The sequence below is a fragment of the Georgenia sp. Z1491 genome, assembly GCF_057652395.1.
Window position 1 is genome coordinate 240101 of sequence record NZ_CM172729.1, and the last position, 23212, is coordinate 263312.

General features: G+C 75.0%; 29 protein-coding genes. 12 read left to right on the forward strand and 17 right to left on the reverse strand.

Features of this window, described 5'->3' with window-relative positions:
- Nucleotides 1-2 precede the first annotated feature (2 nt).
- Both AC24HA_RS01060 and AC24HA_RS01065 read left to right on the forward strand, forming a co-directional pair.
- Nucleotides 3-398, forward strand: coding sequence for an ectoine synthase (locus AC24HA_RS01060; RefSeq protein WP_425707331.1), 396 nt, complete (start codon nt 3-5; stop codon nt 396-398).
- 170 nt (nt 399-568) lie between these two features.
- Nucleotides 569-1363: a methyltransferase domain-containing protein gene (locus AC24HA_RS01065; protein WP_425707330.1), complete on the forward strand. Its 795-nt coding sequence runs from the start codon at nt 569-571 to the stop codon at nt 1361-1363.
- 37 nt (nt 1364-1400) lie between these two features.
- On the opposite strand, the gene AC24HA_RS01070 is transcribed toward AC24HA_RS01065, so the two are convergent.
- From AC24HA_RS01070 to AC24HA_RS01085, 4 genes are all read right to left on the reverse strand, one after another.
- The gene (locus tag AC24HA_RS01070) at nt 1401-1760 is read right to left on the reverse strand and encodes a GNAT family N-acetyltransferase (RefSeq protein WP_425707329.1); all 360 of its coding nucleotides are present in this window, start codon (nt 1758-1760) and stop codon (nt 1401-1403) included.
- Nucleotides 1761-1850: 90 nt separating this feature from the next.
- Complete coding sequence (locus AC24HA_RS01075; protein WP_425707328.1) at nt 1851-2189, reverse strand: GNAT family N-acetyltransferase; 339 nt, start codon at nt 2187-2189, stop codon at nt 1851-1853.
- Nucleotides 2186-2731, reverse strand: a complete 546-nt coding sequence (locus tag AC24HA_RS01080; RefSeq protein WP_425707327.1) for a carboxymuconolactone decarboxylase family protein — start codon at nt 2729-2731, stop codon at nt 2186-2188. Before AC24HA_RS01080 ends, AC24HA_RS01075 begins: the two co-directional genes overlap by 4 nt.
- The gene (locus AC24HA_RS01085; protein ID WP_425707326.1) at nt 2728-3777 is read right to left on the reverse strand and encodes a pirin family protein; all 1050 of its coding nucleotides are present in this window, start codon (nt 3775-3777) and stop codon (nt 2728-2730) included. Before AC24HA_RS01085 ends, AC24HA_RS01080 begins: the two co-directional genes overlap by 4 nt.
- 120 nt (nt 3778-3897) lie before the next feature.
- On the opposite strand from AC24HA_RS01085, the gene AC24HA_RS01090 reads away from it, so the two are divergent.
- Nucleotides 3898-5433, forward strand: coding sequence for a DHA2 family efflux MFS transporter permease subunit (locus tag AC24HA_RS01090; RefSeq protein ID WP_425707325.1), 1536 nt, complete (start codon nt 3898-3900; stop codon nt 5431-5433).
- Between the two features lie 58 nt (nt 5434-5491).
- Here the strand turns inward: AC24HA_RS01090 and AC24HA_RS01095 are convergent, their stop codons facing one another.
- A complete protein-coding gene (locus tag AC24HA_RS01095) occupies nt 5492-6169 on the reverse strand; it encodes a GNAT family N-acetyltransferase (protein ID WP_425707324.1) in 678 nt (225 codons plus the stop codon).
- Between the two features lie 74 nt (nt 6170-6243).
- Between AC24HA_RS01095 and AC24HA_RS01100 the strand changes: the two genes are divergently transcribed.
- From AC24HA_RS01100 to AC24HA_RS01110, 3 genes are read left to right on the forward strand one after another with little or no spacing between them, the layout of a single operon-like run.
- Nucleotides 6244-6867: a CDP-alcohol phosphatidyltransferase family protein gene (locus tag AC24HA_RS01100; protein ID WP_425707323.1), complete on the forward strand. Its 624-nt coding sequence runs from the start codon at nt 6244-6246 to the stop codon at nt 6865-6867.
- The gene (locus tag AC24HA_RS01105) at nt 6864-7937 is read left to right on the forward strand and encodes a hypothetical protein (RefSeq protein WP_425707322.1); all 1074 of its coding nucleotides are present in this window, start codon (nt 6864-6866) and stop codon (nt 7935-7937) included. The genes AC24HA_RS01100 and AC24HA_RS01105 overlap by 4 nt, the downstream gene beginning before the upstream one ends.
- A 56-nt stretch (nt 7938-7993) precedes the next feature.
- A complete protein-coding gene (locus AC24HA_RS01110; RefSeq protein WP_425707321.1) occupies nt 7994-8722 on the forward strand; it encodes a hypothetical protein in 729 nt (242 codons plus the stop codon).
- 3 nt (nt 8723-8725) lie between these two features.
- Here the strand turns inward: AC24HA_RS01110 and AC24HA_RS01115 are convergent, their stop codons facing one another.
- The 3 genes from AC24HA_RS01115 to AC24HA_RS01125 all read right to left on the reverse strand — a co-directional run bounded on the left by AC24HA_RS01115 (nt 8726) and on the right by AC24HA_RS01125 (nt 10054).
- Nucleotides 8726-8905 carry a hypothetical protein gene (locus tag AC24HA_RS01115; RefSeq protein WP_425707320.1) on the reverse strand — a complete coding sequence of 60 codons (180 nt, stop codon included), beginning with the start codon at nt 8903-8905 and terminating at the stop codon, nt 8726-8728.
- Nucleotides 8902-9597 carry a DsbA family oxidoreductase gene (locus tag AC24HA_RS01120; RefSeq protein WP_425707319.1) on the reverse strand — a complete coding sequence of 232 codons (696 nt, stop codon included), beginning with the start codon at nt 9595-9597 and terminating at the stop codon, nt 8902-8904. Before AC24HA_RS01120 ends, AC24HA_RS01115 begins: the two co-directional genes overlap by 4 nt.
- Nucleotides 9598-9715: 118 nt before the next feature.
- Entirely contained in the window at nt 9716-10054 is a 339-nt protein-coding gene (locus AC24HA_RS01125; RefSeq protein ID WP_425707318.1) for a hypothetical protein, read from the reverse strand.
- Nucleotides 10055-10279: 225 nt separating this feature from the next.
- On the opposite strand from AC24HA_RS01125, the gene AC24HA_RS01130 reads away from it, so the two are divergent.
- Complete coding sequence (locus AC24HA_RS01130) at nt 10280-10810, forward strand: MarR family winged helix-turn-helix transcriptional regulator (RefSeq protein WP_425707317.1); 531 nt, start codon at nt 10280-10282, stop codon at nt 10808-10810.
- Between the two features lie 65 nt (nt 10811-10875).
- Here the strand turns inward: AC24HA_RS01130 and AC24HA_RS01135 are convergent, their stop codons facing one another.
- From AC24HA_RS01135 to AC24HA_RS01155, 5 genes are all read right to left on the reverse strand, one after another.
- The gene (locus AC24HA_RS01135) at nt 10876-11460 is read right to left on the reverse strand and encodes a dihydrofolate reductase family protein (protein WP_425707316.1); all 585 of its coding nucleotides are present in this window, start codon (nt 11458-11460) and stop codon (nt 10876-10878) included.
- A 44-nt stretch (nt 11461-11504) separates the two neighbouring features.
- Nucleotides 11505-12104: a hypothetical protein gene (locus tag AC24HA_RS01140; RefSeq protein WP_425707315.1), complete on the reverse strand. Its 600-nt coding sequence runs from the start codon at nt 12102-12104 to the stop codon at nt 11505-11507.
- Nucleotides 12105-12214: 110 nt separating this feature from the next.
- Nucleotides 12215-12703: an SRPBCC family protein gene (locus AC24HA_RS01145; RefSeq protein ID WP_425707314.1), complete on the reverse strand. Its 489-nt coding sequence runs from the start codon at nt 12701-12703 to the stop codon at nt 12215-12217.
- 1 nt (nt 12704) lies between these two features.
- Complete coding sequence (locus AC24HA_RS01150) at nt 12705-13049, reverse strand: ArsR/SmtB family transcription factor (RefSeq protein WP_425707624.1); 345 nt, start codon at nt 13047-13049, stop codon at nt 12705-12707.
- Nucleotides 13050-13145: 96 nt separating this feature from the next.
- Nucleotides 13146-13991, reverse strand: coding sequence for an FUSC family protein (locus AC24HA_RS01155; RefSeq protein ID WP_425707313.1), 846 nt, complete (start codon nt 13989-13991; stop codon nt 13146-13148).
- 756 nt (nt 13992-14747) lie between these two features.
- Here AC24HA_RS01155 and AC24HA_RS01160 point away from each other — a divergent pair.
- Nucleotides 14748-15929, forward strand: a complete 1182-nt coding sequence (locus AC24HA_RS01160) for a serine hydrolase domain-containing protein (protein WP_425707312.1) — start codon at nt 14748-14750, stop codon at nt 15927-15929.
- 44 nt (nt 15930-15973) lie between these two features.
- On the opposite strand, the gene AC24HA_RS01165 is transcribed toward AC24HA_RS01160, so the two are convergent.
- The 3 genes from AC24HA_RS01165 to AC24HA_RS01175 all read right to left on the reverse strand — a co-directional run bounded on the left by AC24HA_RS01165 (nt 15974) and on the right by AC24HA_RS01175 (nt 18240).
- Entirely contained in the window at nt 15974-16360 is a 387-nt protein-coding gene (locus AC24HA_RS01165; RefSeq protein WP_425707311.1) for a type II toxin-antitoxin system VapC family toxin, read from the reverse strand.
- Nucleotides 16357-16632 (reverse strand): type II toxin-antitoxin system VapB family antitoxin, encoded by a 276-nt coding sequence (locus tag AC24HA_RS01170; RefSeq protein WP_425707310.1) that lies wholly within the window; start codon nt 16630-16632, stop codon nt 16357-16359. The genes AC24HA_RS01165 and AC24HA_RS01170 overlap by 4 nt, the downstream gene beginning before the upstream one ends.
- A 66-nt stretch (nt 16633-16698) precedes the next feature.
- Complete coding sequence (locus tag AC24HA_RS01175) at nt 16699-18240, reverse strand: serine hydrolase (RefSeq protein ID WP_425707309.1); 1542 nt, start codon at nt 18238-18240, stop codon at nt 16699-16701.
- 261 nt (nt 18241-18501) lie between these two features.
- On the opposite strand from AC24HA_RS01175, the gene AC24HA_RS01180 reads away from it, so the two are divergent.
- From AC24HA_RS01180 to AC24HA_RS01190, 3 genes are read left to right on the forward strand one after another with little or no spacing between them, the layout of a single operon-like run.
- Nucleotides 18502-19389 (forward strand): alpha/beta hydrolase, encoded by an 888-nt coding sequence (locus AC24HA_RS01180; protein WP_425707308.1) that lies wholly within the window; start codon nt 18502-18504, stop codon nt 19387-19389.
- The gene (locus AC24HA_RS01185) at nt 19386-20366 is read left to right on the forward strand and encodes an ABC transporter ATP-binding protein (RefSeq protein WP_425707307.1); all 981 of its coding nucleotides are present in this window, start codon (nt 19386-19388) and stop codon (nt 20364-20366) included. The genes AC24HA_RS01180 and AC24HA_RS01185 overlap by 4 nt, the downstream gene beginning before the upstream one ends.
- The gene (locus AC24HA_RS01190) at nt 20363-21319 is read left to right on the forward strand and encodes an ABC transporter permease (protein WP_425707306.1); all 957 of its coding nucleotides are present in this window, start codon (nt 20363-20365) and stop codon (nt 21317-21319) included. The genes AC24HA_RS01185 and AC24HA_RS01190 overlap by 4 nt, the downstream gene beginning before the upstream one ends.
- A 97-nt stretch (nt 21320-21416) precedes the next feature.
- Here the strand turns inward: AC24HA_RS01190 and AC24HA_RS01195 are convergent, their stop codons facing one another.
- On the reverse strand, nt 21417-22424 hold the full coding sequence (locus tag AC24HA_RS01195; RefSeq protein WP_425707305.1) for an MsnO8 family LLM class oxidoreductase: 1008 nt from the start codon (nt 22422-22424) through the stop codon (nt 21417-21419).
- Nucleotides 22425-22614: 190 nt separating this feature from the next.
- Here AC24HA_RS01195 and AC24HA_RS01200 point away from each other — a divergent pair, with 190 nt between their 5' ends.
- Nucleotides 22615-23208, forward strand: coding sequence for a maleylpyruvate isomerase family mycothiol-dependent enzyme (locus tag AC24HA_RS01200; protein WP_425707304.1), 594 nt, complete (start codon nt 22615-22617; stop codon nt 23206-23208).
- Nucleotides 23209-23212: the final 4 nt, after the last annotated feature.

Genomic DNA, 23212 nt, shown 5'->3' on the forward strand with positions numbered 1-23212 from the left:
CCATGCTCGTCCGCACGCTCGACCAGATCACCGACACCGACGCCGACATCAAGACGCCGAACTGGCGCAGCAAGCGCATCATCCTCGCCAAGGAGGGGGTCGGCTTCTCGGTGCACGAGACCACGCTGTACGCGGGGACCGTCAACGAGTTCTGGTACGCGAACCACATCGAGGCCGTGTTCATCACCTCCGGCGAGGGCGAGATCGAGGACCTCGCCACGGGTGAGGTCCACCAGCTCGCACCGGGCTCGCTCTACCTGCTCAACGACCACGACAAGCACATCGTGCGCCCGCGCACGGAGATGAAGACCGTGTGCGTGTTCAACCCGCCGGTCACCGGACGCGAGGTCCACGACGAGCACGGCGTCTACCCCCTGATCGTCGAGGACGCCGGCTGACCGAGCCGCACCCGTAGCAGCGCCGACGCCGGTCCCACCGCACGGTGGGGCCGGCGTCGGCGTGTCCGCCCCCGCGCGCCAGCACGCCGCGCGCCCACCCACCGCGCGATTTATCTTGACGTCGAGATAGTTGTGGTGGTGTGCTGACGGTCCACCGACCGGAGGCACCGATGACGCACACCTGGGACCCCGAGCTCTACGACGTCTACGCCGACGAACGGTCCCGGCCGTTCGTCGACCTCCTCGCGCGCGTGCGCACGGCCGGCCCGGACGCCGAGGTGCGCTCCGTCGTCGACCTGGGGTGCGGCCCCGGCGAGCTGACGCACGGGCTCACACGTCGATGGCCGTCCGCACAGGTGGTGGGGGTGGACTCGAGCGCGGCCATGCTCGTCACGGCCGCGCGCCACGCGGGCCCCGCGCTGCGCTTCGAGCAGGCCGACCTGCGCGACTGGCTCGCGACCGCCGACCCGGTCGACGTCCTCGTCTCCAACGCCACCCTCCAGTGGGTCCCGGACCACCTCGACCTGCTGCCGAGCCTGGTCGCGGCCGTCCGGCCCGGCGGGTGCCTGGCCTTCCAGGTGCCCGCCAACCTCGACACCGCGATGCACACGATCAGGCGCGAGCTGGCCGCACGGGTGCCCTACGCGGAGCACACGGCCGGCATAGCCGGCCCTGCGTCCCGCGAGCCGGTCGAGTACCTGCGGGCACTGACGGACCTGGGTTGCGTCGTCGACGCGTGGTCGACCACCTACCTGCACGTGCTCACCGGCGAGGACCCGGTGCTGACCTGGGCGAGCGGGACCGGGGCGCGACCCACGCTGCAGGCGCTCCCTCAGCCGCTGCGCGACAGGTTCGTGGGTGAGTACCGCGAGCGCCTGCGCCAGGCCTACCCGCCCACCGACATCGGCGTGGTCATGCCTTTTCGTCGGGCCTTCGTCGTCGCGCACCGGCCCACCGGGTCGTGACCGCCCCGATCCCGTCCGGCGGACCGGGTCACGGCTCTCAGGCGAGACGTGCCTCGTCCTCGACGTCGAAGAACTCGCCCCGGATCGCCCGGGGGACGAGGTCGAGACGGCGCTCCCGCTCGGCGTCGATGATCCCGCGGACGACCGGGCAGTACGGGAGCACACGCAGATCGCGCGCACGGACGTCGTCCAGCGCCCCGTCGACGAGCAGCTCCGTCAGGCCCGGGGTCTCGCGGTCCGGGTGCACCTCGGTGCGGACCATCGCCATCATGCGGCCGTGGAGGTGGTAGTCGATCCGGCCGATCCGCACGTGGCTGACCTCGACCACGTACCTGCCGTGGTCCGGGTCGTCCCGCACGGTCGGCACCTGGCCGGCCACCAGCACGTGGTTCGTCATCGCTGACCCCTTCCCTCGCCCACCTCGACCGTAGCGGACATCACACCCCACCGCGACGGCCCCCACGGCGCCGGGGCGGTCCGCCCGCGGCTACCCGAGGTCGAACTCCCCGCGCCGGTCCTCGGGCACGAGGTCGATGTACTCGGCGCGGTTCTCGTCGATCAGCTTCTTCACGTACGGGCAGTACGGCAGCACGCCGGCGCCGCGGGATCGCAGGTCGGCGAGCACCTCGTCGACGAGCCTGCGCGCGAGACCCGGGACCGACCGGGCCTGGTCGACCTCGGTGTGCGTGAGCGCGACGTCCGTGCCGCGCACCCGGTAGTCGATCCGGCCCAGCACGTCGCCGTCGACCTCGATGACGTACCTGTGGTTGTCGGCGTCGTTGCGGATCGTGGGCACCTGCCCGTCCACCAGCACCTCGTCGCTCATCGCTCGCTCCTCTCGTCGGTCCTGCGGTCGGTCCCGCCGTTCCTCGCCGGTCCGGCGGCCGCCTCGTCACGCGGTGGCAGCGCGTCGTGGCCGGACATGACGGAGATCCGGTTGAACGCCCCGATCGTGATCGCCACCCAGACGATCGCCGCGACCTGCTCCTCGGTGAGGCCCCCGCGACGGCCGGCGCCCCCGGTCGCCGCGAGCGCCGCGCCGTGCGGGAGGGCGGTCGTCAGCTCGGCGATCTCGAGCGCGGCCCGCTCGACGCGCGTGAAGACCGAGGCCTCCCGCCAGGTGGTCAGCAGGTCGAGGCGGTGCTGAGTCACGCCTGCCCGCCTCGCCCTGGGGACATGCACGCTCAGGCAGCGCGCGCACCCGTTGATCTGCGAGACCCGGACGTCGACCAGCTCGACGACGTCGGAGCCGATCCCGGCCGCCTCCGCCGCCTCCCGGGCGGCCGTCGCCAGCCCGTTGGCGGCGCGGTACGCCGGGCGGTGCGCCTCCGTGATGTCGACGGCCGCCGGGATCTCGGGCACGGTCATCGCTCCTCGCCCTCGTACGTCGCGACGACGTCCGTCACGGCGTTCGGGTTCCGCCGCGGCCGGAGCCGGACGTGCGGGAGGTCGGGCGCCGGCAGCCAGGCGCGTTCGCCCACGTACCCCTCGACGCGGCCGAAGCGCTCGCTCCCGGCGTACGCGCCCGCGGGGTCGCCGCCGGCGTTCCAGGCGTCGCGGGCCGCGACGACCTCCTCGTGGTCGGACCCGATGAAGTTCCACCACATGACGATCTCCTCGCGGAACGGCTCGCCGCCCAGGAGGATGACGCGCGCCGGGCCCTCCCCCGTGCTCGCGATCCGCAGCGTCTCGCCGCACGGCGCCCGGAAGGCCAGCTCCGCCCGGTCGATCGCCACGTCGTCGACCTCGACCGTGCCGGTGTCCAGCAGGACCCCGTGCTCGAAGTCCGGCCGGACCGGGAGATCGACGACGCCGCCCGGCTCGAGCGTGATCTCGGCGCCGAGCAGCGGGGTGGCGGTGCCGACCGGCGAGGTCTCGCCCAGCAGCTCGCCGATGAACACGGACGCCGTCCCCGCGCCGCCGGGCAGCTCCACGGGCGCCGGGGCGTGGTGCTGGAAGCCGCGCGGCCCGCCCCGCGCCTCGCGCGGCAGGACGAGCCACAGCTGCACGCCGTGCAGGACCGTGGTCTGCGGGGTCGACACCTCGGAGTGGCAGATCCCCACGCCGGAGGACATGAGGTTGAGCTCGCCGGGCCGCACCATGGCGTGGACGCCGGCCGAGTCGCGGTGCTCGACCTCCCCGGTGAACAACCACGACACGGTCTGCAGGCCGGTGTGCGGGTGGGGGGCGACGTCCATGCCGCCGGTGGCGGCCACGTCGTCGGGGCCGTAGTGGTCGGCGAAGCACCAGGCGCCGACGAAGCTGCGCTCCCGGCTGGGCAGCGTGCGCCGGACGGGCATCGCGCGCGGCCCGCCGAGCGGGACCACGCGCGAGGTGACGACCTCGATGCCCGGCCCGTCCTCGTCCGGGCAGGACAGCACCATCTCCGCCGGTCGGGTCTCCAGGTTGCTCACGGCGCGCCTCCCGTCCCGCCGCGACGGCGGGTCGCCGCGGTGTCTGTCGTGGTGACCATCGTGGACGCCGGGCGATGGCCCGGCAACCGTCCCGGTCGGCACCCGGCCTACGCTCGGCCGGTGACCCGACCGACCGGGACGCGCGACGGCGCCGTGTCCGACCTCCCCGACGATCCGCCCTGGAAGGCCCTGTGGGCCCTCGTGCTCGGGTTCTTCATGATCCTCGTCGACACGACGATCGTGTCCGTGGCGACGCCCGCGCTCGTGGAGGCGTTCGACTCCGACGTCACCACCGTCATGTGGGTGACGAGCGCCTACCTGCTCGCCTACGCGGTCCCGCTGCTGGTCACCGGGCGGCTCGGCGACCTGGTCGGGCCCAAGAACGTCTACATGACCGGGCTCGCGGTCTTCACCGGCGCCTCGCTGTGGTGCGCGCTGGCCGGCACGGTCGAGATGCTCGTGGCGGCGCGGGTCGCGCAGGGGCTCGGCGCGGCCCTGATGACGCCGCAGACGATGACCGTCGTCACCCGCACGTTCGCGCCCGAGGTCCGCGGCGTCGCGATGTCGCTGTGGGGCGCGACGGCGGGCGTGGCCATGCTCGTGGGGCCGGTGCTCGGCGGGGTCCTGCTCGACACGGCCGGCTGGCGATGGATCTTCCTCATCAACGTACCGGTCGGCCTCGTCGGGCTCGTTCTCGCCGCTCGGCTCGTGCCCCGGCTGCGACCGCACGCCCGCACGTTCGACCCGATCGGCGTCGCCCTGTCGGCGCTCGGGACGTTCTGCGCGGTGTTCGCCATCCAGGAGGGCGAGCGCTTCGGGTGGGGGCAGGTGTGGGGGTGGGTGTCGATCCCGCTGCTGCTCGGCGTCGGCGTCGCGGTCCTCCTCGCGTTCGTCGCGTGGCAGGCATGGGGCGCCTCCGCACCGCTCGTCCCGCTGGGGCTGTTCCGGGACCGGAACTTCACGGCGTCGTCGATCGGGGTCTCGGCCATCGGGTTCTCGATGTCCTCGGCGATGTTCCCGCTCGTCATCTACGCGCAGACGGTGCGCGGCTGGTCCCCGACGGAGTCCGCCCTGCTGCTCGTCCCCCAGGCACTGGTGTCGATCCTGCTCGCCCGGTGGGTGGGCCGGCGCATCAACCTCGTGCAGAACCGGCTGCTGGCCGGTCCGGGCTTCGTCCTCGTCGCCTGCTCGCTCGTGGCGTTCTGGTTCGTCATGGGTCCGACGACGCCGGTCTGGCTCCTGGTGGTCCCGTCGTTCCTGTACGGACTGGGGTCGGTCCACGTGTGGGGGCCGATGTCGACGTCGGCGACGCGCCGGCTCCCGCTCCAGCGGGCGGGGGCGGGCTCCGGCGTCTACAACACGATGCGTCAGGTCGGCTCCGTGCTCGGCAGCGCGGGGATCGCCTGGGCCATGGACTGGCGGGTCTCGGTCCACCTGCCGGGCGGGCTCGACCGGACGACCGACGGCACCCTCACCGGCGCCTCCGCCGACGCGTACACCCGCGCCCTGGGGGAGGCGATGCTGCTGCCCGCCGCCGTGTCCGTGGTCGGGATGGTCGCCGCCTTCCTGCTCGTCGGCCCGGACAGCGCGGGGCGCGGCCTGCTCGGCCGGGGCGCCGGCGCGGCGTCCGGGCCGAGACAGCGCGGGGCGAGGTAGCGCGGGCCGGGGCGCGCCGCCGGGTCAGGCCGCCGCGTCAGACGAACGAGCCGCCGGGTCAGACCGACGGGACCGATCTCCGTGCAGCCGGGGCCTCGACGACGAACAGCTCGCACTCCGTGTCGTAGTAGGCCGTCGTCCGGCCCGCGTGCCGCATGCCGATCCGCCGTGCCACGGCCTGCGAGGCCACGTTGTCGGGGTGGGTCACCGCGAGCACCCTCTCGACCCCGTGGGACCAGGCGTGGGCGAGCACCGCCCGGGCGGCCTCGGTCGCATAGCCGCGCCCCCACCGGTCCGGGTGCAGGTGCCAGCCGATCTCGAGATCCCCCGAGGGAGGCCGGGACCCGTCCGGCGAGCTGGCGGGCAGGTCGACGAGCAGGACGTCACCGACGACCACGGGGCGTGACTCCTCACCCGCGCCCGAGGAGTCGGTGCCGCCGGCCCGCACCGCCGGGTCGGAGCGCCCTGCCGGGTCGGTGGGGGCGGCCGGGTCGGTGGGGGCGGCCGGGTCGGTGACGAGCCAGATCCCGCGCGGTCCCCCGCGCGCGGCTCGCACCTCCCAGCGCGCCAGGCGCTCGAGCGCGTCGGCACGCGTGGCGAGCTCGGTCCCCGGCCCGCCGGACCACCGGACGGTCTCCGGGCGCGAGTAGAGGGCCAGCACGTCGTCCGCGTCCGCGGCCTCCCACGCCCGCAGCACGAGCCGATCGGTGGCGAGGGTGGGTGGCGAGTCGCTCATCCGGTCACGGTAGGCGGCGCGGTCAACGTGAAATCCCCTCTCACCCCCGCGCGCGCCCCGCGTAGGCTCGGGACATGCCAACCGATCCGACGCCGGACGGCCGTGCTCGTCAGGCGTCGGGCCGGCCGGACTGGGCGACGATCCCCAACGTCGTCACGCTCCTGCGCTTCCTCCTGCTGGGCCCCGCCTGCTGGGTGATCGTCGACGACCCCGAGGGGAGCTGGCTGCCGCCGGTCCTCGTGGGGGTGTGGGCCGTGACGGACTGGGTGGACGGCCTTCTCGCCCGGGCGCTGAACCAGCAGTCGCGCACCGGCGAGATCCTCGACCCCGTGGCGGACCGCATCGGTATCGCGCTCGTCGTCGTCGCCCTCGGCCTGGCGGACGCCCTGCGCTGGGAGCCCGTCGCCGTCATCGTGCTCGTCGACCTCCTCGTGGTCCTCCTTGCCGGCCGCGCCGCCCAGGAGGGCCGCATGCGCGTCACCCACGTGGGCAAGGCCCGCACCGCGGTGCTCTTCTTCGGCATCTGCGCCATCGTCCTCGGCATCTCGGTATGGCCGCAGGTGCTCGACGTCGGTCGCGTGCTCGTCTGGGTCGGCGCCGCGCTGCACATCTACTCCGCGACCCTCTACATCCGGGCGGCCCGGCTGGGGACCGGCCCCGCCGTGCGCCGACCGACGGACGGCGAAGGGCAGGCGTGACCGGCCCGGGCGCGCCCGGCGGTGCCCCCGGGGACGAGAGGTACCCGGGGCGAGCCCCCGGCGCTCAAGGCCGCGCTCCCGGCGGCGTCGACGACCTACGGGCCGGCGAGCTGGCGATGGCCTCCGCCGAGCGCATGCGCCTCGTGCCCAGCGGTGGGGGCGACCGGCCCGACGCCGTGCGACTCACCTGGCGGCGCGGCACCGAGCACGCCACCACCGAGCCGCTCGTCCTCGACGAGCTGCCCGAGGCGGCGCACGCCACCCTCGCGAAGGTCGGGCTCGATCCGCACGGGACGGAGCGCCTCCGACGCCGGGGCCTGTCCCTCTCGCGCGAGGACCTGCAGGTCCTCGTCAACGGGCCGGACGCGCTCGCCGGGCCGGTGGGGATCTTCCTGCTCGACGTCGGCCGCCGCGAGCACGCGGCCCGCGCGGCCGAGGAGGAGGTGGCCGCGCACGAGGCAGCCGCACGGCAGTCGAACGCCCCGGCCCCGGAGGGTGCCGATCGTCGACGCGCCGGGCCCGGGCGCCGCTCCGCCCGCCTCGGTCCGCTGGACCGGCTCCCCGGCCTGACCGGGCTCGTCGCCGTCGGCCTGCTCGTGGGGATGATGTTCACCGGGCCGGGCACGACGGCGACCGCGGTGCTCGCCGGCTGTCTCGGCCTCGCGGTGGTGGTGACCGCGGTGCTGGCCTGGCTCGGGATGCGCTCGCGGTGGCGCGCCCTCGCGGCGGCCCAGCTGCGCACCCCGAACCGCGCCGTGGTCGAGGCGGCCTCCGCCGCGGCGAGCCGGTACCGGATCGGCGGCCGGCTCCAGGTGGGGATCTACGGGGCCGTCGGGGCGTTCCTCCTGTTCGCGCTCACGCAGGACCGGTCCGGATGGTGGGTGCTGCTGCCCTCGGCGGTGCTTCTCGTCGTCGGGGCCGTCGTCATCGGTCTCGCCGTGCGTCGCGACGGGCAGATTCACGACCGCGAGCGCGGCGAGGTCGAGCGCAGGGGCGTCCGCGGGGCACCCGGTGGGGTCCAGCTCGAGGTGCGTGAGCGGATCGAACCCGACCTGCGGCACCTCCCGTAGCGCGTTCCGCGGGCGATCCGGCCGAGACTCCCGCCGGGACCTGGAAGACTTCCGCCATGGCGAGATCGACGAACCGGGGCTCGGCCCGCGCGCTGCCCCACCCGGTGGCGGCGGCGCTGCGCCAGCTCCTCGCGGCGGCCGTTGTGTCGGCGCTGCTCGCGATCCTGCTCGTCGTCGGCATCACGATGGGCGTGCGCCGCACCTTCTCAGTGGACCCCGGCGACCTGCCGTCGGTCGCGCTCTGGGTCGGCGGCGTGCTCGGTGCCCTCGTGCTGCTCGTCGCGGCCGTCGGGATCTACCGCTCCGCGCGGCTGCACCTCTACCTGCGCCGGCGCGTACGGCCGCCGCGGCGCGAGGGGGCGACGCGCCGGCCCAGGCCCCACATGACCGAGCGCCTGCTGAACGAGATCGACGCGTCGGACCTGGGGACGGGCGACGCGCGGTTCCGCATGGTCGTCGTCGACCGCGGCTCGTTCGCCGTGGCCTACATGACGCCCGACTACCGGATCGAGGCGACGCCGCCGATCGCGCCGCTCCGTCTCGGCGACGAGGGCAGGACCGCGCTCGGGCACGTCGGCTGGTTGGAGCCGGAACGGCGCACGATCGGGGCCGACGGCGACTGGCGGTACTCCGGCACCGAGTACACCGGTCCGGGCGCCGGCCTCGCCGACAACCCCGGGATCCCGCTCGACGCCGGCAGGATGGCGGTCCTCGTCACCAGCGGGGACGAGCAGCTCGCCGGGCCCGTCCGGGACCTGCTCGCCCGGGCGCGCGGAGGGCGCTGAGCCTCAGCAGCCCGCGGGGCCGCAGGCAGGTCCCGTGCCGAGATCGACGCCGGGCAGGTCGAGTCCCGCGAGCGGCATCAGCAGGGTCGGCCGGGCGGTCGGCGGAACCTCGGACGTCGGTGCGTCGGCGGCAACCCCGTCCACGGCGGGTGCGTCGGCGGCGCGGATGTCGTGGGCGCTCATGCGCCGACCCGGGCCGTCCCGGTCTGCCGGCGCTCGGCGGCGACCTGGGCGAGGGCCTGAGCGAACGCCGCGGACTCCTGTGCGCCGGAGATGCCGTACCGCTCGTCCAGGACGAAGAACGGCACTCCCTGGATCCCGTAGGCGCGAGCCTGGGCGATGTCCTGCTGGACGTCGTCGGCCCAGCGGTCCGCGCGCAGGTCGGTGGCGACCTGCTCGGCGTCGAGCCCGATCTCGGCGGCCAGCCCCGCGAGGACGTCGACGTCGGAGAGGTTCTTCCCCTCGACGAAGTAGGCCCGCAGGAGGCGCTCCTTGGCCTCGGCCTGCCGGCCGTGGGCCCTGGCGTGGTGGATGACCTGGTGCGCGCGCAGCGTGTTGACGTGCTGCACGGCGTCGAAGTCGTAGTCGAGGCCGACCGATCCGGCGATCCCGGTGACGCGGTCGAGCATCTCCTCGACCTGGTCGGCCGGCATGCCCTTGCGCTCGGCGAGGAACTCGACGGTCGAGCCCGCGAAGTCGACCGGCGTGTCCGGGGAGAGCTCGAACGAGTGGTACGTGACCTCGACCGCGGGGGCGTCGGGGTGCTCCTCGCGGAACGTCGCGAGGCCTGCCTCGAACTTGCGCTTGCCGATGTAGCACCAGGGGCAGGCGATGTCCGACCAGACGTCGACGGCGATGGGGGTCTCGGTGGTCACGTTGCTCCTCGGGGTGGGGGTCCTGCGAGGTGCAAGGCGCGCCGCGGCCCGGACATTCCCGGGGCGCGGCGCGGGGGGTACGGGGGGTACGGGGACTCGGCGCGCAGGCGCGGGGGCGTCAGCCGATCCCGACGGCGATCCCGACGGCGGCGGCGATCCCGGTGACGATCGCGCCGACGGCGACGGCACGGTCGGCGCCGGACACCGCCTCGGTGTCACGACGCCGGGCGAGGTCGAGGACGGCCACGCGCCCCGGGGGGATGCTGTGGCGATCGGGCCGGGTGGCCGGGTCCGCGGGCGTCGTGGGGGCGACGATGTCGAGGGCGGTCACGCGTCCGGGGGCGATGGCGTAGCGGTCGATCCGGGCGTCCATCTCGGCGCGGGTCGCGGGACCGGTGAGCCCGGCGTCGCGGCTGCGGACGGCACGGGTGTCGCCGGTGAGGGGGGTGGCGGTCATGCTGGTCTCTCTTCTCGGCGCTGGACGGGCGCCGCTCCTGGCCGCGCCTCACGCGCGGCCGCGTCGTCAGGGCCGTCGATGCACCGGTGAGGCACGGCGCCGTCTCCCCCGCCCGCACGTGAACGAGAGGACCACACCGTTCGACGCCGAACGCTTCGACGTAAAAGAGTCTAGCGGGACGCGGTTCGCTCGTCAAACTTTTCGAGATTGAACTATTGTTGGTCGATGCGTGACCGAGTGAGCGACTACCTCGAGCAGTGGCGCGAGCAGCGCCCCGAGCTCCCGCGGGCCCCGATGAGCGTGACGGGCCGGGTCTCGCGCGCCTCCGACCTCATCGGGCAGGGGATGCGCGGGTTCTTCGCCGAGCACGACCTCCAGCCGGGCGAGCACGACGTGCTCGCGGCCCTGCGGCGCGCCGGAGCGCCGTACACGTTGACGCCCGGTGCCCTCACCGCCTCCATGATGGTGACGGCGGCGGCCATGACGAACCGGCTCGGCCGCCTCGAGGACAAGGGGCTCGTCGCCCGCACCACGGACCCGAACAACCGGCGAAGCGTCCTCGTCAGCCTCACCGACGACGGCCTGTCGGTGATCGAGCACGTGGCCCCCCTGCACGCCGCGGCGGAGGGGGAGCTGCTCGGCGCCCTGGACGACACGGAGCTGGCAGAGCTCGCCGGCCTGCTCGAGAAGCTCCTCGCCGGACTGGGGGACGCGTCGCAGCGCGAGGACGGTGCGGGGGACGCCCGGGACCGCTGAGCGGCCCGACCGCAGACTCCGCCGGTGCGCCGGCCGCTCGCCGGCTACGGCACCGGGCCGACCGGCTACGGCACCGGGCCGTCCGGCGTCGGGGCGTCCACCCAGACCGGGTCGCCCGGCCCGAGGACGTCGTACACGACCGAGACGAAGTCACCGGTCCGCACGACGGAGCGCAGGCCGAGCGCCAGCCGGCGCGGGAGCAGCGGCCGACCGGCGCCGAGGGTCGCGGCGGCGACCGAGAGCCGCAGCTCGTCGAGGAGACCGGCGTCGGCCAGCTGACCGGCGAGGTCGCCCCCGCCGACGACCCAGACGTCCTTTCCCCGCGCGGCGCTGACGAGATCGCGGTGGATCTGCCGCACGTCGCCGCGGGCGAACCGCACGTCCGCCCCGGCCGGCGCCGTGAGATCCGCGTGCGTGGCGACGACGGTCGGGAGGTCGTACGGCCAGGCCGCGCCGTCGCCGAGCTCGCGCAGCACCCACTCGTAGGTGGTGCGTCCCATGAGGATCGCTCCGACGTCGCCGACGAAGTCCTCGTAGTCCGACGTCACCGCCGGGTCCTGCCGCTGCGCGAACAGCCACGCGAGCGAGTCGTCCTCGTCCGCGAGGTAGCCGTCCAGCGTCGTCGCCGTGTAGTAGATCGTGCGCGTCATGCCGTGAGGGTGGCACCGACCGCCGACACCGGTCGCGGACCCGGTCAGGGATCGACGCGGTCGAGGATCTCGCGCAGCCCCTCGGTCGTGGCGCCGAGCTCGTCGACCGGCTCCTCCAGCAGGCGGTCGGCCGAGGCCCGGTCGACGTGACCGTCCGTACCGGTGCCGCCCTCCAGGTGGAAGCGGATCTCGTCGAGGTCGGCGATCGTCGCGAGCAGCAGCACGCCGCGCTCCTCCACCGTGTCCGGCCACCGCGCGGCGGACGGCGCGGGCTCGTCCCAGCCGATCTCGAGCACGACCGGAGAGGCCCCGGGGTCGACGGATACGCTGTACTCGCCCAGGTCGTCCAGGCCGACCGCGTCGAGGAGGGCGCGGAGCGCGCCGGCGTCCTCGACGGTGTCCGTGCGGGCGGCGTCGAGCGCCTCGAGGTCGACCGGTGCGCTCGCGTCCGCGCCGGGGTCCCCGGCGTCACCGTCCGTGCCGGACGCCGCGGCGCCGGTCGCGGGCTCGCTGGTGGAGGTCGGCTCCTGCGGCCAGGCCACGACCATCGACGGGACGGATCGCTGGTCCCCCGAGCAGCCCGAGGCACCGAGGGCGACGAGCAGGCATCCGACGGCGGCGGCCGACCTGGTCGGAACGATCATCTCCTCATGCTGGCACGCGACGCCCGCGCGCACAGATCGCCCCGGCGCGTCGCGGTGGACCGGGGCGGAGGCGCTCCGCGCCGGCCCCCGCCCCGGTCGCCGTGCGTCGATCAGTGGGCCGCGAGGAACCCGTCGATCTGGTTCATCGCGTCCCGCGTGCCCTCCTCGACCCCCATCTCGACGACCGTGCGGATCCCCTCCTCCGACTCGAAGGTCGAGGTCGCGACGAGTGTCGTCCCCTCGCCGTCGGGCCCGAACCGGTACACGTTGTGCGAGACGGGCATGGTCGTCGTCGGGTTGAGGTCGGCGTCGGCGAACCCGTCGTCGAACTCCAGGGTGTGCGGCTCGTCCACGGCGGTGATCTGCCACCAGCCGCCGTAGCGCTCGCCGTCGGGCCCGGTCATGTAGTAGCTGCTGCGTCCGCCCACCCGGACGTCGTGCTCGACGAACGTGGCCGGGTAGCCGGGCGGGCCCCAGACCTGCTCGAGCTGGCGCGGATCCGTGTACAGCGCCCAGATCCGCTCGACGGGCGCGTCGAACCGCGCCGTGATGGTGATGGTCCTGCCGGGAACGTCGGTGGTGAAGTCGATGACGGGCATGTCAGTCCTCCTCGGGTGTCAGCTCGCGCGCGAGCAGCGCGTCGATCCGTTCGACGCGGCCCCTCCAGACGCCCTCCAGCTCGCCGAGCAGGGAGGCCACCGAACGGACCGCCGAGACGTCCCCCGAGGCCAGCTGCTCGCGACCGCTGCGCCGCTTGGTGAGCAGGCCGGCCGTCTCGAGGACGCGGACGTGCTTCTGCACCGCGGCGAAGCTCATGTCGTAGCTCGCCGCGAGCGCCGAGACCGAGTGCTCCCCGGCCAGGACCCGGCGCAGGATGTCTCGCCGGGTCCGGTCGGCGAGGGCGTGGAACAGGGCGTCCGCCCGGTCCTCGTCCCCCGCCTCGATCACACCACCAACGTACAACCATCGGGTTGTATGTTGCAAGGGGGACGGCTCCGCCTCGCCGGATGTACGCCGGTCGCGCTCCGACCGCGCGCCCGCTCACGCGCCGGTCAGGGCAGCCTCGACGGCGCGCAGCTCCGCGGTGAGCTCCGCCGCGGGCCGCCGCTCGGTCACCCGTCGGCCGAGCGTGAGCGCCAGGCGCTCGCGCGCGCGGACGAACCGCTCCCGGCGCCCCCACAGGTGCTGGTGCCACGCGGCACCGAGGACGAGGTAGCCCACGTCGGACAGGACGCGCTCCATGTCCCGGAAGGGCGCGACCTGACGCGGAGCGTCGGCGAGCGCCCGCCGCGCGACGGTGTCCGACTCGAGGAGCTCGACGTAGAGGTGCTGCCTGCGCCGGACGACGTCGGGCGTGTCGTCCTCGCCCGCGACGAGGTCGGCGAGCACGGCGTCGAGGGCGATCGCCACGCGGCAGGCGTGCGCGCGCAGGACGACCTCCTTCCCGCCCAGGCCGCTGAGGACGAGCACGAGAACCGCCGTGCCGACGCCGATGACCGTGTCAAGGGCGCGGTCCCCGACCACCGTCTCCGTGCTCATGCCGGTCACCGTCACCGAGATGGTCATCGCCAGCGGCGTGATGACGGCGACCGCGAGCATGTAGTTCCGGGTCACGAGCAGCTCGACCGTGCCCTGCAGGAGGATGACCGTGGCCACGAGCCACCACGACCGCGGGTCGGCAGCGAGCACGACGGCGAAGACCCCGAGCCCGAGCGCGGTGCCCAGCACCCGCTGCAGCGCCTTGGTGGCCTGGGCGTAGCGCGTGCCGCCCGTCTGCACGACGAGGGCGGCGAACACCACCGCCCAGTAGACGTGGTCGTTGCCGATGAGGGTGGCGATCGTGCCTGCGACGCCGGTGGCGAGCAGCACGCGCAGGGCCACGAGCATGCTCTCCGAGGGCCACCAGGCGGCCTGCCGCAGGAGGTTCCGGCGCCCGGCCGACCGAGCGAGGAGTAGCGGACCTGGGTGCGCTCGATGTGCCGCTGCTCGGCGTCCGACCGCCCGAGGTCGGCGCCGGCGAGCTCCGTGGTGTCCCGGGCGGGCTCGTCGGCGCGGTCCACCGCGTTCTCCCACGGTCGCGGGTCGACGCCGGTCAGCCGCCCGGACACGTGGGCCGACGTCGCGGCGTAGCGCTCGTGGACCAGCTGGAGGCGCGACTCGAAGCCTGCGGCGGACCCGCCGTCGGTGACGGCGGTCCAGGCGGCGTGCAGCGCGGTCGACGCCTCGGGACGCAGCCGGTCCAGGTCCCCCGGGTCACCGGACCGGGCGGCCTGCTCGAAGCGCGCGACGGTGCGCTCGGCGTGGGCGACGGCCGCCTCCTCGATGCCGTGCCGGCGCAGCCAGATGTCGGAGGTGCCGACGACGACGGCACTCACGGCTCCTACCGCAGCCGCCGAGAGGATGAGCCACGGGTCGGTGCCACCGGTCGCGCCGAGGCTCGCGAGGAAACCCACCGATGTCTGGTCGAACGCGGTCGCCACCACCAGCGGCAGACCGATCGCCACGGGCGCCCGCAGGGCGACGGCGAGCCTCGGCGGGCTCGGCGCAATCGTCACCAGGCTGCGCAGATCGACGGACGACGGGGCCCTCACGCCCCCGATGGTAGGTCCACGCGTCGGGCCCGCCGCCGCTAGTGTCGCGGGCATGGCGACGAGGCACGACGTCCGGGCGGCCGCGGTCGCGCAGGTCATGCGCGCCCACGCTGAGGAAGGTCCCGCGCCCGGCGCCGTGTGGGGCATCGCCTCCGGGCCGCGGCACGGCCGACGCGTGACCGTGGCGGCCGCCGGCGGTCTCGCCGAGGACGCCCTGGTGCGCGTGGCGTCGCTGACCAAGCCCGCGACGTCCGCGCTGGTGCTCGCCCTGACCGAGGACGAGGTCCTCTCCCTCGAGGACCCGCTGTCCCGGTGGGTGCCGGCGTGGCGCGACCGCGCCGTGCTGCGCGAGCGCCACGGGGGGCTCGACGACACGGTCCCGGCCGCGCGCGAGCTCACGGTGCGGGACCTGCTGCTCATGGGGCTCGGTCTCGGCTACGACCTCGACGCCGCCGCGGACGAGCCGCTGACCGCTGCGTCGCAGGACGGCGGGATCCTCTCGGGCTGGACCGGTCCGGCGATCGCACCCGAGGAGTGGTCCGAGCAGGTCGCCGGGCTGCCGATGGCGCACCAGCCCGGGCAGGGGTGGCTGTACCAGTCGTCGTTCGACGCGCTGACGGTGATCGTCGAGGCAGCCACCGGCCGAGGGTTCGACGACATCCTGCGCGACCGGCTGCTCGCACCCCTGGGCATGACGGAGACGGGGTACACGGTGCCGGCCGCGGCGCTGCACCGCGTGCCGGCGTTCGCGTGGGTCGGCGAGGACGGCACCTCCTCCGAGCTCGCGCCCGCCGCGGCCCCGGCGTTGACCCGGCGGCCCGTCTTCTGCTCGGGCGCCGCCGGTCTGGTCTCCACTGCGGCGGACCTCCTGCGGCTCGGCCAGATGCTCCTCGACGAGGGCCTGGCGCCGCCCGAGAAGCAGCACGGTGCGGATGCGGGAGCGCGCCTGCTCGGCGCCGACTCGGTGCGCGCGATGCGGACCGACTCCCTGACCGACGCCACGCGGCCCTGGGCCGAGGGGTTCCTCGAGACCGGCTGGGCCTGGGGCCTCGGCGTCGGCATCGACGACCAGGGCGGGTTCGGCTGGGACGGCGGGACCGGCACGAGCCTGTGGGTCTACCCGGAGCGGGACGTCACCGCCGTGCTGCTCACCTGGCGGGGCATGGGCTCGTCCGACCGACCCGCGTACATGGCCGACTTCTGGGACGCGGTGCTCGCCGAGCCCTGGGGCTGAGCGCGCGCCCGACGTCATCCGCGGGCCCGCCGACCCGGGCGCGGTCACATCGCGGAGGCGATGTCCGTCGCGGAGAAGTAGTCACCGACGTACAGCAAGGGCTCCCCGGAGGTCGCCGCGAGCGCGTACGAGAAGCAGTCACCCAGGTTGAGCATCGCCTGCGATCCCGACCCTCGTCCGAACCGCCGGTAGGCGAGCCGGGCCACCTGGGCGTCCCGCACGCTGAGCGGGACGAGCTCGATCCCGAGGGCGTCGACGAGGTCGTCGAGTCGCTCCCCGCCCCCCGGAGCACGCTGGTCCGCCACGACGGACGCCTCGAGCCAGGTGGCTGTCGACATCCGGCAGCTGCCGTCGACAGCCACCTGGGCGACCTGCTCCCAGCCCGGCTCGCCGCGGAGGACGGCGATGAGCGCCGACGAGTCGACGATCACCGCGGCAGTCCCGTGACCTCGTCGTACAGGTCGTCGACCTCGGTCACGCGTCCCTCCCGAGCCGGCGCCACCGGGAGCTCGGCGTACTCGGCGACGATCGACCGGACCCGACGCATGCGCTCCTGCGCGCGAGCGCGGGCCGGGTCCTCGCCGTGCGCGGTCAACAGGCGTTCGAGCGCCTCCTCGATCGCGCTCGTCTGCGTCTTGCCCGTCACGCGCGCCGCCTCGCGTGCGAGCGCGTGCACCCGCTCGTTCTTGATGTTGAGCCCCATGGGTAGAATCTACCTCTCCCGCCATCTACCCGTCTACCCTGGCGCCGTGGGCCCGGCCGCCGGCCCCTACTGCTCGGCGAGGAGCCCGACGCCGGCGCCGACGATCGTCGTGGCCCGCATCTGGTCGATCGCCTGGTCGCTGCGCGTCTGGACGACGAGCACCCGGCCGGCCCCCTCGTCGTCGCCGTCCGCCTCGAGGTAGAAGGAGAAGGCGAGCACACCCGGGGCCGAGCCCCCCTTGAACCCCTGGTACGTGGCGGCGTCGGGCACGCCCACGCCGGGGTTCTCGGAGAGGATGTCGCGGACCGGCCCGCCGGCCTCGGACCCGGCCTGCTCCTGGAGCAGCGCGTGCACCGAACAGATCTCTGCCCCGGTGAGATTCCAGCCCACCCCCTCCTGCCAGCGCGGCTCGGTGACGGCCGCGGGGTCGATGTCGAGCTCGACCGGCAGGGCGTCGAGGACGGCCTGACGCTCCTCGGGGGACGTGGCTGCCTCGAACTCCGCGCGCACGGAGTCGTCGACCTGCCAGCCGAGCTGGAAGAAGTCGCGCGTGCTCGCCAGCGGCAGGAGGCGGTCGGTGTCGAGGCCCGCGGCCTCGGCGGCGCCGGCGACCCGGTCCTGCCCGACGGCGTCGAGCAGGAGGTCGGTGGCCGTGTTGTCGCTGATCGAGATCATCAGCTCGGCCGCCTCGGTCACGGTGACCGTGGACCCGGCCTCGCGCTCCTGGAGGATGCCGGACGGCAGGGAGCGCAGCTCGTCGGTGATCGTCAGCTCGTCCTCCCAGGCGATCTCGCCGGCCTCGACGGCGTCGACCAGCGCGGCGAGCACGACGAGCTTGAACACCGACCCGCTGGGCGCCGGGACTCCGCCGTCCTCGACGCCCTCGGTCGTGTACTCGATCGTGCACTCCCCGCCGGAGACGCTGCCCACCACGACCTGGCTCTCGCCGCCGACCTCCGTCAGGCTCTCGTCGAGGTCCTCCCAGGCACCGAGATCGGGAGCCTCGCCGGCGGTGTCGGGCACGAAGGACAGCCCGCCGAGCCGTCCGTCGTCGCCCATGACCGCCGTCATGATCAGCGGCTGCGCGTCGGAGTCCAGGCGCAGCTCGGCGGTAGGCATGGCTTCGCGCGACTCGGCGACGGCGGTGACGGTGTAGGGGGCGCCGGAGCGCAGCTGGGCGAAGACCTGGGTGAACTGCTCGGCGGGGATCTGGGCGAGCATCTCGTCGGAGAAGCGCTCCTCGACGTCTGCGGCCTCCGGCCCCTCCGCGTCCTCCTCGAGGTTGGCGAGCGCCCACTCGACCTGCTCGAGGAGCTCGGGGTCGGTGAGGTGGTCCGCGGGATCGACCGCCTCGGCGGTGCCGTCGGAGGGGGCCTCGCCGTCCGTGGCCGTCTCGCCGCCGGACGGGGTCTCGCCGGACGAGGACTCGGGCCCGTCCGTGGCGGAGCCGTTCTGAGAGGAGGAGTCGGTCTGCTCGCCGCCGGTCTCGTCGTCCCCGGCGCCGGAGCACCCGGCCAGGACGAGGGCGAGCGCCGCCACGGCGGTGGGCGCGGTGCGGCGGGCGGAGAGCGGGCGGCTGGTCCGGCGGGTGCGGCTCACGGAGGTCATCGCCGCTCAGTCTGTCAGGGTCGGCCGCGCGGAACCCCGGGGGCGCACCGGGCACGGGGCCGTCGGTGTGCTCGCGGTCGTGCTGCGGCGGACCGCGGTCTCGCGGCGCACGTCCACGTGTGCGCCGGGAATCGCCCCGGGGCCCTCCGGGGGCCTACCGGGGGTCGCGTGCGGGGGGCGGCAGGCACTACCCCGGTAGGGGGGACGAATGGCTCCAGCGGGTGACGCGGAGCCCCGAAGCGCGTTCCTAGCGTTCCCGGCATGACGACGACACCGCTCCACTACGGACCTCGCACGGTCGACGGCCACCAGCTCCTCGCGATCGACCCTCCGGGCGGCCCGCGGGTCGTCGAGGTGTTCGGCGACCTCGCCACCGCCGACCACGTCGTGGTGATGGTCCCGGGCAACGGCCACCACCAGGGCAACTACTTCCGCGCCCGGGGCCCGCTCGCCCTGCGCTCGCGGGCCCGGCTCATGCTCGCGACCATGGCCGGCATCGACCCCGCGGCCCGCACCGCGGTGGTCGCGTGGGTCGGCTACCGCACCGCGCCGGACCTGCGCGCCTCCTTCTCGATCCGGTACGCCCGAGACGGTGCGAGGGACCTCGCCCGGTTCACCCACTACCTGCCGCGCTCGGCGCACCTCACCGTGGTCGGCCACTCCTACGGCACCACGGTCACCGGGCTCGCCCTGGCCGACGCCAGGATCGACGACGTCGTGGCGCTCGGCAGCCCCGGCATGGGTGTGCTGCGCCGAGCGGACGCCGCCCGGGGCGCTCGCATCTGGGCCGCGCAGGCGCCGACGGACTGGATCCGCCACTTCCCGCGCGTCCGGCTCGGCCCGCTCGGGCTGGGGCGCTCGCCGCTGCACCCCGCGTTCGGGGCCGTGCGCATCGGCACGGGCGACATCACCGGCCACCTCGCCTACTACGACGAGGGCAGCGAGTCGCTGCTCAACACCGCGCGCATCGCCCTGGGCAGGTTCGCCGAGGTGACCGTGCACAGCGGCGGCCACGGCCGGGTCCCGGCCGCCGCGCTGCCCGTCGTCGGGGCACCCGCCGCGCCGCCGGCGGGTTCCACCGCCCACATGGGGAGGGCCGTCGTCCCGACCCCCTCCGCCGAGGCGTTCACCCTCGTGAGGGCCGCATGAGCGCGGCCGGGGGCACCGAGACGCCCGCCGTCCTCGCCGTCGGTCTGCGCACGTCCTACCCGGGTCGGCCGCCCGTCCTCGACGGGCTCGACCTCGCCGTCGCCCCGGGCACCGTGCACGGGCTGCTCGGCCCGAACGGCGCGGGCAAGACCACCACGGTGCGCATCCTCGCCACGCTCCAGCGCTTCGACTCGGGGCAGGTCCGGGTGGCGGGGCACGACGTCGCGCGCGACCCGGCGGCCGTCCGGGAGCGCATCGGGGTCGCCGGCCAGCACGCCGCCCTCGACCAGGTCCTCACCGGCCGCGAGAACCTGCGGATGTTCGCCCGCCTGCACCGGCTGCGGCCCCGCGCGGCACGCGCCCGCGCGGACGAGCTGCTCGACCGGTTCGACCTCGCGGGCGCCGCGGACCGGCCCGTCGGGCACTACTCGGGAGGCATGCGACGGCGGCTCGACCTCGCGGTCAGCCTCATCCGCAGCCCGCTCGTCCTGTTCCTCGACGAGCCGACCACCGGCCTCGACCCACGCAGCCGCAGCGAGGTCTGGGACGCCGTGCGCGAGCTCGCCGCCGGCGGGACCACGGTGCTGCTCACCACCCAGTACCTGGAGGAGGCCGACCGCCTCTGCCACCGGATCTCGCTCGTGCGCGGGGGGCGGATCGCGGTCGAGGGCTCGCCCGAGGAGCTCAAGGCGTCGACCGGCGGCAGCCGGCTCGAGGTCATGGTCCCGCCGGGGGCGCCCCTGGCGCCGGTCGTGGCCGCGCTCGCCGCGGCGCTCGGCGCCGTGCCGGACGTCGACCCCGGCAGCCGCCGGGTCACGGTCCCCCTGACGGGGACGACCGACGCCCTGGCCCGCGCCGCACGCGCTCTCGCCGACGTCGGCGTGCCCGCGGAGGACCTCGCGCTGCGCAGGCCCGACCTCGACGACGTCTTCCTCCAGCTGACCGCGCCCGACGCCACGGAAGGACCGCGCCCATGACCGCGCACCTCGTCTCCTCGCCCGCCCTCCCGTCCCCGACGGCGTCCCTCACCCGCCGGGGCCCCGCGCCGGCGCGGCAGCTCACCGCCGACGCCGTCAGCGCGTCGGCCCCGCCGACCCGCCGCGGCCTCGGCGGTGCCGCGTCGCCGGCGCTCGTGCGGCTCGGAAAGGCGGCCTCGGACACGTGGGTGATCGCCGGCCGTCACCTGCGCCGGCTCCACCGCCGCCCCGACGAGCTGCTCAGCACGCTGCTCCTGCCCGTCATGGCGATGGCGATGTTCGGGCTCGTCCTCGGCGACGCGTTCGGCGCGGCGATGTCCGCCCCGGGCGGGGACTACCGGGAGTTCCTCCTGCCCGGGGTCCTCGTCCTCACGATGGCCTTCGGCATCGGGGCCACCACCGTGTCGGTCGCCGCCGACGTGCGGGACAGCGTCGTGGACCGGATGCGGTCGATGCCGACGTCGCCCACCGCGATCCTCGCCGGGCGGGCGCTCGCGGACCTGGCGACCGCCGTCGTCGAGCTGACGATCCTGCTCGGGATGGGTGCCCTGCTCGGCTGGCAGTGGCACGCGGGGCCGGCGGCCGCGGTCGGCGCGCTCGGCCTGCTCCTGCTGCTGCGGCTCGCGTTCTCGTGGATCGGGGTCGTGCTCGGGCTGCTCGTCAGCGGGCCGGAGGCGGCGATGAAGTACTTTGCGCTCGTGTTCCCGTTGGCGATGGTGGCCGAGACGATCGTGCCGACCACCCTCATGCCGGGCTGGCTGGCGGGGGTCGCGGCGTGGAACCCGCTGTCGTCCACGGTGGTGGCCGCGCGCGAGCTGTTCGGCGCGGGCGGTGGGCCGGCGTCGTCGTGGGTGGCCGAGAACGGCCAGCTCATGGCGGTGGCGTGGCCGCTGGCGATCATCGCCGTCTGCGTCCCGCTCGCCCTGGTCCTGCTGCGCCGCCTGGGCCGGTAGGGCGGTGTCCCGGAGTGCGGGCACGCATCGGGGCGCGGACCCGCACCGGGTTCGGGGCCGCGCCCCGGTGCGTGCCCGCACCGGGTTCGCCGGGCCGCTACCCGCCGGCCGGACCGGACAGCTCGGCGAGCGCAGCGTCCGAGGCGGCGAGCGCCGTGCGGTCGGCGGTGGACGAGAACGCCACGACCTCGCTCGCCCCCGTGCGCGCCACGAGGTCCGCCAGCCGGGCGGCGACCTCGTCCCGGGTCCCGGAGATCCCCAGGTCGAGGTGCTGCTGGACGGCAGCCTCCTGCTTGTCGGTCAACCGCGCGTGCGGCGCCGTCCGCAGGGGTGGGAACGCGCCAAGGGCGGTGGACTCGACCATCGCCCACGCCTCGTGCAGCGCGAGCGCCCGGGCGCGGTCGGCGGTCTCGGCGATCAGCACGTCGACGCTGACGAGGAGCCGCGGCTCGGGGTTCGCGGGCGAGGGGCGGAAGTCGCGACGGTAGCCGTCCAGGGCAGCGAGGTCGCCCCACAGGATCGGGCCCCCGACGACGACGGGCAGCCCGCGCTCGGCCGCCACCGCGAGGCCCGACCGGCCGGCGAGCACGTAGACGGGCGGCGGGGCGACTCCGCGGGGCATCGCGGTGACCGGGCCGTCGTCGGCGAAGAACGCGGCGAGGGCTTCGATGTCGGCGGAGAACTCGGCCGGCGGGTACCGCGTGACGCCGAGGGCCTCGCGCACCGGCGCGGTGAAGCCGAGCGAGCGGCCCACACCGAGGTCGATCCGGCCCGGGTGCAGGGCCTCGAGCATCCGGGCCTGCTCGGCGACGACGAGCGGCGCGTGGTTGGGCAGCATGACGCCCGCGGAGGCGACGCGGATGCGCTCGGTGCGGGCGGCGATCGCGGCCATGAGCAGGGGCGGCGCGCCGCTCGCGATGCCCGGCACCGCGTGGTGCTCGGCGACCCAGACGCGGCCCAGGCCGAGCCGTTCCGCGCGGACGGCGCGCTCGACCGTGCTGGCGAGGGCGGCGCCTGCCGGCTCGCCCTCCCGGGTGCGGGAGCGGTCGAGCAGCGAGATCGGGACCTGAAGCCGGGTGGGGGCATCGGCGGTCGGCGTGGCCATGGTGCTCCTGACAGTAGCCCGGGCCGGGGTCGCGACGGGCACCGGCAGCGGCGCGACCGGCCGCCGGACCGTCGGGCCGGCAGCGACGACGGCGACGGGTCCCGGAGCGGCCGCGACGAATCTCGGGACGCCGCTGCGTATCCACCGGTGGGGCCGGCGACCGCCGTCCCGCATCGACAGGAGAGCTCCCATGACACCGACCTTCGACATCCTGGTCACCGAGCGCACCCGGCTGGCCGACCTCCTCGCCGAGCTGACGGCGCAGCAGTGGCGGGCGAGCAGCCTGTGCGAGCACTGGACGGTCCGGGAGGTGGTGGCCCACATGACCGCGCACCTCACCCACGCCGACGAGGAGTACGGCTCGGCCGAGATCAGCTCGATCGAGGACATGAACGCCATGCTCGACCGCTGGGCCCGCGAGGACGCGGCCGCCCGCACCGACGCCGAGCTGCTCGACCTCTACCGGTCCGGCATCGAGAGTCGGTGGTCCCCCGACGGCGACGGCTTCGAGGGCGCTCTCGCACACGACGTCATCCACGGCCTCGACATCACCGTGCCGCTCGGGCTGCCGGGCCCACCGGCCGGGACCGTCGCCCGCGCGATCTCCGGCGGCGGGCCGGAGAACTGGGGGTTCTTCGGCGTCGGGCTCAAGAACTACCGGCTCGTCGCGACGGACGCAAACGTGAGCGTCGGCGGGGGCGACCGCATCGTCGAGGCGCCGGCCACCGAGCTCCTGGCCATGCTCACGGCCAGGCGGCCACTGCCCGGAGCGGTCGCGCCGTAGCGTC

Excerpts from the sequence above, each read along its gene's own strand:
- AC24HA_RS01130 (WP_425707317.1), top strand. The coding sequence starts at position 10,280 with ATGCGTGACCGAGTGAGCGACTACCTCGAGCAGTGGCGCGAGCAGCGC.
- AC24HA_RS01065 (WP_425707330.1), top strand. The coding sequence starts at position 569 with ATGACGCACACCTGGGACCCCGAGCTCTACGACGTCTACGCCGACGAA.
- AC24HA_RS01185 (WP_425707307.1), top strand. The coding sequence starts at position 19,386 with ATGAGCGCGGCCGGGGGCACCGAGACGCCCGCCGTCCTCGCCGTCGGT.
- AC24HA_RS01060 (WP_425707331.1), top strand. The coding sequence starts at position 3 with ATGCTCGTCCGCACGCTCGACCAGATCACCGACACCGACGCCGACATC.
- AC24HA_RS01070 (WP_425707329.1), bottom strand. The coding sequence starts at position 1,760 with ATGACGAACCACGTGCTGGTGGCCGGCCAGGTGCCGACCGTGCGGGAC.
- AC24HA_RS01200 (WP_425707304.1), top strand. The coding sequence starts at position 22,615 with ATGACACCGACCTTCGACATCCTGGTCACCGAGCGCACCCGGCTGGCC.
- AC24HA_RS01180 (WP_425707308.1), top strand. The coding sequence starts at position 18,502 with ATGACGACGACACCGCTCCACTACGGACCTCGCACGGTCGACGGCCAC.
- AC24HA_RS01170 (WP_425707310.1), bottom strand. The coding sequence starts at position 16,632 with ATGGGGCTCAACATCAAGAACGAGCGGGTGCACGCGCTCGCACGCGAG.
- AC24HA_RS01125 (WP_425707318.1), bottom strand. The coding sequence starts at position 10,054 with ATGACCGCCACCCCCCTCACCGGCGACACCCGTGCCGTCCGCAGCCGC.
- AC24HA_RS01145 (WP_425707314.1), bottom strand. The coding sequence starts at position 12,703 with ATGCCCGTCATCGACTTCACCACCGACGTTCCCGGCAGGACCATCACC.
- AC24HA_RS01160 (WP_425707312.1), top strand. The coding sequence starts at position 14,748 with ATGGCGACGAGGCACGACGTCCGGGCGGCCGCGGTCGCGCAGGTCATG.
- AC24HA_RS01140 (WP_425707315.1), bottom strand. The coding sequence starts at position 12,104 with ATGATCGTTCCGACCAGGTCGGCCGCCGCCGTCGGATGCCTGCTCGTC.
- AC24HA_RS01115 (WP_425707320.1), bottom strand. The coding sequence starts at position 8,905 with ATGAGCGCCCACGACATCCGCGCCGCCGACGCACCCGCCGTGGACGGG.
- AC24HA_RS01095 (WP_425707324.1), bottom strand. The coding sequence starts at position 6,169 with ATGAGCGACTCGCCACCCACCCTCGCCACCGATCGGCTCGTGCTGCGG.
- AC24HA_RS01080 (WP_425707327.1), bottom strand. The coding sequence starts at position 2,731 with ATGACCGTGCCCGAGATCCCGGCGGCCGTCGACATCACGGAGGCGCAC.
- AC24HA_RS01110 (WP_425707321.1), top strand. The coding sequence starts at position 7,994 with ATGGCGAGATCGACGAACCGGGGCTCGGCCCGCGCGCTGCCCCACCCG.
- AC24HA_RS01135 (WP_425707316.1), bottom strand. The coding sequence starts at position 11,460 with ATGACGCGCACGATCTACTACACGGCGACGACGCTGGACGGCTACCTC.
- AC24HA_RS01155 (WP_425707313.1), bottom strand. The coding sequence starts at position 13,991 with ATGCTCGTGGCCCTGCGCGTGCTGCTCGCCACCGGCGTCGCAGGCACG.
- AC24HA_RS01195 (WP_425707305.1), bottom strand. The coding sequence starts at position 22,424 with ATGGCCACGCCGACCGCCGATGCCCCCACCCGGCTTCAGGTCCCGATC.
- AC24HA_RS01100 (WP_425707323.1), top strand. The coding sequence starts at position 6,244 with ATGCCAACCGATCCGACGCCGGACGGCCGTGCTCGTCAGGCGTCGGGC.
- AC24HA_RS01190 (WP_425707306.1), top strand. The coding sequence starts at position 20,363 with ATGACCGCGCACCTCGTCTCCTCGCCCGCCCTCCCGTCCCCGACGGCG.
- AC24HA_RS01175 (WP_425707309.1), bottom strand. The coding sequence starts at position 18,240 with ATGACCTCCGTGAGCCGCACCCGCCGGACCAGCCGCCCGCTCTCCGCC.
- AC24HA_RS01075 (WP_425707328.1), bottom strand. The coding sequence starts at position 2,189 with ATGAGCGACGAGGTGCTGGTGGACGGGCAGGTGCCCACGATCCGCAAC.